This window comes from Photobacterium sp. OFAV2-7, from assembly GCF_022347985.1.
Classification (GTDB): domain Bacteria; phylum Pseudomonadota; class Gammaproteobacteria; order Enterobacterales; family Vibrionaceae; genus Photobacterium.
This window is the reverse complement of the sequence record NZ_JAKRFQ010000401.1, coordinates 1-4,504: the sequence shown is the minus strand read 5'-3', so window position 1 is coordinate 4,504 and position 4,504 is coordinate 1. Positions and strand designations below refer to the sequence as shown.

The following is a 4,504-nucleotide window of genomic DNA, read 5'->3' as shown; positions in this document are numbered from 1 at the left end:
ACGTTTAACCGGAATTAATGTAGCCGTTATAATCACAACCGCGATCAGACTAGGTATAAGAATAAAGATCAGTGACATTGTGGACGGCGTGCCAACAAACAAATACAGCACCTGATAACAAATAAACAGGGCCAAGCCTAACCCTAACGTGACACCGATAAGCAGTTGAATGAAGCTTTTTCGGATAAAAAACATGATAACCTGCGCTTCACTCGCTCCCAATGCACGCCGAATACCTATTTCCCTAACCCGTTGGGAAATGCTATTTGCCATCACACCATAAATACCCGTTGCAGCCAGTAACAAAGCGACAGCGCCTAAAATCACAAATAACCTGGCACCAAAAGCCATTCCGGTAATTTGCTTATCGAGCAATCTTTCATATTGCATGATCATTGCCAGGGAAACATTCGCATCGAGCTCGTGTATTATTCCGTCAATATTATTAAGCAGTTCCCGGCTGTTGCCAGCATAGTCAATCAATGCGTAATTAAACAGGGTAGAAAATTGTGAATTAGGGACATAAATGGAGCCGAGCTGCGAACTTGGCAAATACGGGAACCCATAATCTATATGCGAAATCACACCAATTACTGTTGCTACATAATCACCGGCAATGTCCATTAGATGGATTTGTTTACCGAGAGGAGATTGGTTTGGCCACAGCTGTGTTGCCAATGAATCACTGATCACCGTTACGCGCTGGTTATCTTGTGTATCCCGGTGATCAAACAACCTTCCATACAATGGCTGGATGCCAAATGACTCGAAGAAGGAATGATTAGTACTCACGGTATTTGCCAGCACCTTTTCTAACTCGTACCGGGTATCCATGGCCTTGATTGTAGTCGGCCACGAGAAAATACCGGGCGCCGACGAGCCCAGCGCGATATTCTTCACTTGCGGCAACGCCTTTATTTCTTTCTCGACACTGCCAAGGAAGCGGTAGCGCTTGCCAGGATCCGCGTAACCTTCCCACGGCATATAGATGTTGAAGCTCAGCATCTTGTTCTGATCTAAGCGGGCACTGGCTTCAGACGCATTCTTGCTGTAGCTGCTCAACATCGAGGCAACAATCAATATAAACACCGACAAGATAACCTCAATACTCACCAATATCCGGCTAAATCGCCCGGTATAATGGTTGGTCGCACCTCGGGAGCCATCACGCAGAATTTGATTGAAATCGTGGCTGGTTGCTTTCCATGCTGGCAAGAAACCCGAAATAAAAATGGTCAAGAGCACGACCACCACAGTAGCTACGATGGTGTCGTTATCGAGTTTGAAATCCCACCAGTAGACGGGTTTAGTAAAGCTGGCATTCGCCATAATTGAGGTAGTCAGATCCAACGCCCAGGCCGCAATAAAGAGAGCAAAAATAGCGCTGATAACGCAGATGATAATGCTTTCCCACAACATTTGGCCGATTAGCTTGAACCGCGGCGCCCCGAGTGCCATCCGGGTTGCAATTTCTTTGGCTCTTTCTGCCGATTTCGACAGCAGCATACTGCCGACATTGATACTCGCAAGGAGCAATACCAACGCGCTGACACCAAGCAAGGCCCATACCGTCGGCATCATCTGTGGCGTGATCATCTGCACCTGAAAAGTATCGACATATGCGCTGGTGCCATGATTGGTTTCCGGATATTTTGCCGCCAGTAACGCCATGATACGCTGCACATCCTGATTGGCCGCCTCTATTGACACACCCTCTTTCAGGCGGGCAACCCCGGCTAACGTAAAGCCGCTATCACGCTTGATATATTTAATACTAACTGGCAACCAGAGATCGGCCGTTCCCGGAAACTCATAGCCCTCTGGCATCACACCAACAACTTTCTTTCGATGCCCGTCGACATACAGCACTTCCCCGATGACATCCGCCCGCCTGGCAAAGCGTTCCTGCCACATGGTATAGCTGATAACCGCAACCTGCTCAGCTCCTTCCTGCACATCCTGCTTGTTAAACCCCCGGCCGAGCAACGGCTTCACTCCGGTAAACGAAAAGCTATCGGCCTCTATAGCGATAACATGATTTCGCCGGGCCTTTGCCCCCACATCCACATTGGCCAGGAAGTAGGCATACAACACAAAATCTTCGAACGCATTGTTTTGTCTCTTGATTTCCAAGGCATCAGCTTCCGGGATCCGCCCGCCTAGATGCCGCATCCCATTTTGCAGCCTGTCTACCACCACTACATTGTCACTGTTTGGAAAAGGCAGCGCCTTCAAGGCCAGTGTGTTGATGAACGAATACATATACAGGCTAAGCGCCAACCCGGCAGTCATGACCAGCAGGGTGAACACAGAAAATGCCGGTGCTTTCATCAACAACCGCAACGCATACTTAAAATCAGTCCACATTTTCTACGGCTCCTACGCAACTTTCTCTGGTTGCTGATCTTTGATATCAACCAGCTTTCCGTCGAACAGCTCGATCACCCGATCGGCTAACAGTGCGCTGGCCGGATCATGCGTTACCATACAAATCGTCGCCCCGTCACGGTGTAGCGCCTGCAGCAGCTCCATCACAATCGCTGCATTTTTCGAGTCCAGGTTACCGGTTGGCTCATCGGCAAACACAATCGATGGCGAGGCGACGATGGCACGGGCAACAGCCACCCGCTGCTGTTGGCCACCAGAAAGCTGGCCGGGAAAATGCTGTGAGCGATGGGCCATATCAACCTTAAGCAAGGCATCGTCAACTTTTTTCTTAATCTCGCCACGCTTGATATCACGACGATAGGTAAGCGGTAAGGCAACGTTTTCCTCAACAGTTAAATCGCTGATCAAATTGAATGACTGAAATATAAAACCCATCTCCTGATTTCGAATAACGGCACGCTGGGCAGGTGATACTTGGGATATATCTTTCTCTCTCAATAAATATTGCCCCTCCGTATTGCTATCAAGCAAACCGAGAATAGAGAGCAATGTCGATTTGCCACAACCAGAAGGTCCGATAATTGCCACGAACTCCCCGACATTAATGCTGAGGCTAATATCTGATATTGCATGGGTTTCTAGCTCCTCGGTATAAAACACCTTGGTCACGTTATTAAGTTCAATAAGAACATTATTTCCCTTCATTTCTGTCCCTTAATAAATATTAATTTCCGTATAGCTTTGCCAAGGTGTGGAGTCTGACAAAATAACCTGATCACCGGGGTTTAACCCTTCTTTAATTTGGATTTGTGAGAGGGAGCCTGTTCCGAAATAAACATCATGACGAAATGCGCTTTTTCCGTCCTCACTGAGCTTATAGACATTGTTCAATTGATCTGCCTTGGCATAAGTCGGGCGCCTTACAAATAGCGCCTGATCAACTTGTTCGATGGCAATCTTTGCATCGACAGACAAATCGGGCCGGGCATCGGCAGGAAGAGGTTGGGTGAACATTACATCAACTTTGACGATACCGTCATTCACCGACGGGGCAATCCGGCTGACCTTTCCCGTGATTAAATTGTTGCGGGTATCGACAGTCACAGCCTGATCCAGGCTTACCTGCCTGACTTGTGTTTCTGCAATATTCACTTGCGCGTAGAGTTGATCTTGCTGACCAATTAACGCCAAATTAGTACCAACGCTAACTCGTTGTCCCAGTTCCACAGGAATATCTTGCACCACACCGTCAATAGACGCCGTAATCGTCAATGCCTCGACATCCTCGACCGCCCGTTGATGCTGCTGATGCATACGCTGATAATTTGCCTTGGCGGCATGTGCCTGCGCTTCGAAATTCTGGCGCATCTTTTCAAGTCGACGAACTTCTATCAGCCACGCCTGCTTTTGCTGGGCAACATCAAGCTTAGATTGCTGGTAATCAATACGGGAAACGGTGCTATTGCCAATAGTTACCAGTTCGGTTTCGGCATCCAGCTTGAGGGCATTCTTGTCGTAGCGCATCTTGGCAGCCAGAATCACAGTTTCCTGATCCAATAGCTTAGATTCAAGCAACACCTTATCCGCCAGGTGTTTGGCCTCCATGGCTTTCATCTCCCAGCCCAATTCTTCAACCCGCTGCGTCAACTGTGGATTGACCATCACAACCAGCGTCTCGCCTTGCTTCACAAACGTACCCGGCTTAACGTGCAGCTGATCAACACGCCCTGCTACACGAGACGCCACCCAACGTTCATGAAGCGGTAACAACACACCAGGGCCGCGCACACTGACATTGAATGAACCATATTGGACTTCACCAATGATCAGACTGTCACGATCAACATTAAAGCCTGCGTATTGCTTGTTTATCTGCCGATAGCCCCAGAGCACCATCGCACAAAGCAGTCCCACAACCGGCAGCAACATCCAACGTTTAAACCGACTTTGCTTCTTTCTTACTCTGTCCATCACCAACCTCCTATGCGCTATAGAGCACAAAGCAGGCCAACATTTAAATTATTGTATTTAAATAGTTTTGTTGTTTTTAGCAGCGATAGGAAGAAAATAAGCGTCCCGCAAATGGGACGAGGGTTTCTCGGTATTGGGACGATTT

Annotated in this window: 3 protein-coding genes; all 3 read right to left on the bottom strand. The window is 48.2% G+C overall.

Going from position 1 to position 4,504, the window contains the following annotated elements; all coding sequences use genetic code 11:
- Positions 1-2,367: ABC transporter permease (locus MHN01_RS17635; protein WP_239412536.1), on the bottom strand; the 2,367-nt coding region annotated here is incomplete at its 3' end.
- Between the two features lie 12 nt (positions 2,368-2,379).
- The gene (locus tag MHN01_RS17630; RefSeq protein WP_239412535.1) at positions 2,380-3,093 is read right to left on the bottom strand and encodes an ABC transporter ATP-binding protein; all 714 of its coding nucleotides are present in this window, start codon (positions 3,091-3,093) and stop codon (positions 2,380-2,382) included.
- 9 nt (positions 3,094-3,102) lie between these two features.
- A complete protein-coding gene (locus MHN01_RS17625) occupies positions 3,103-4,359 on the bottom strand; it encodes an efflux RND transporter periplasmic adaptor subunit (protein WP_239412534.1) in 1,257 nt (418 codons plus the stop codon).
- Between the last annotated feature and the right edge of the window lie 145 nt (positions 4,360-4,504).

What these genes read in the sequence shown, in the direction of transcription:
- MHN01_RS17630 (WP_239412535.1), bottom strand. Translation starts at nt 3,093, where the DNA reads ATGAAGGGAAATAATGTTCTTATTGAACTTAATAACGTGACCAAGGTG.
- MHN01_RS17625 (WP_239412534.1), bottom strand. Translation starts at nt 4,359, where the DNA reads ATGGACAGAGTAAGAAAGAAGCAAAGTCGGTTTAAACGTTGGATGTTG.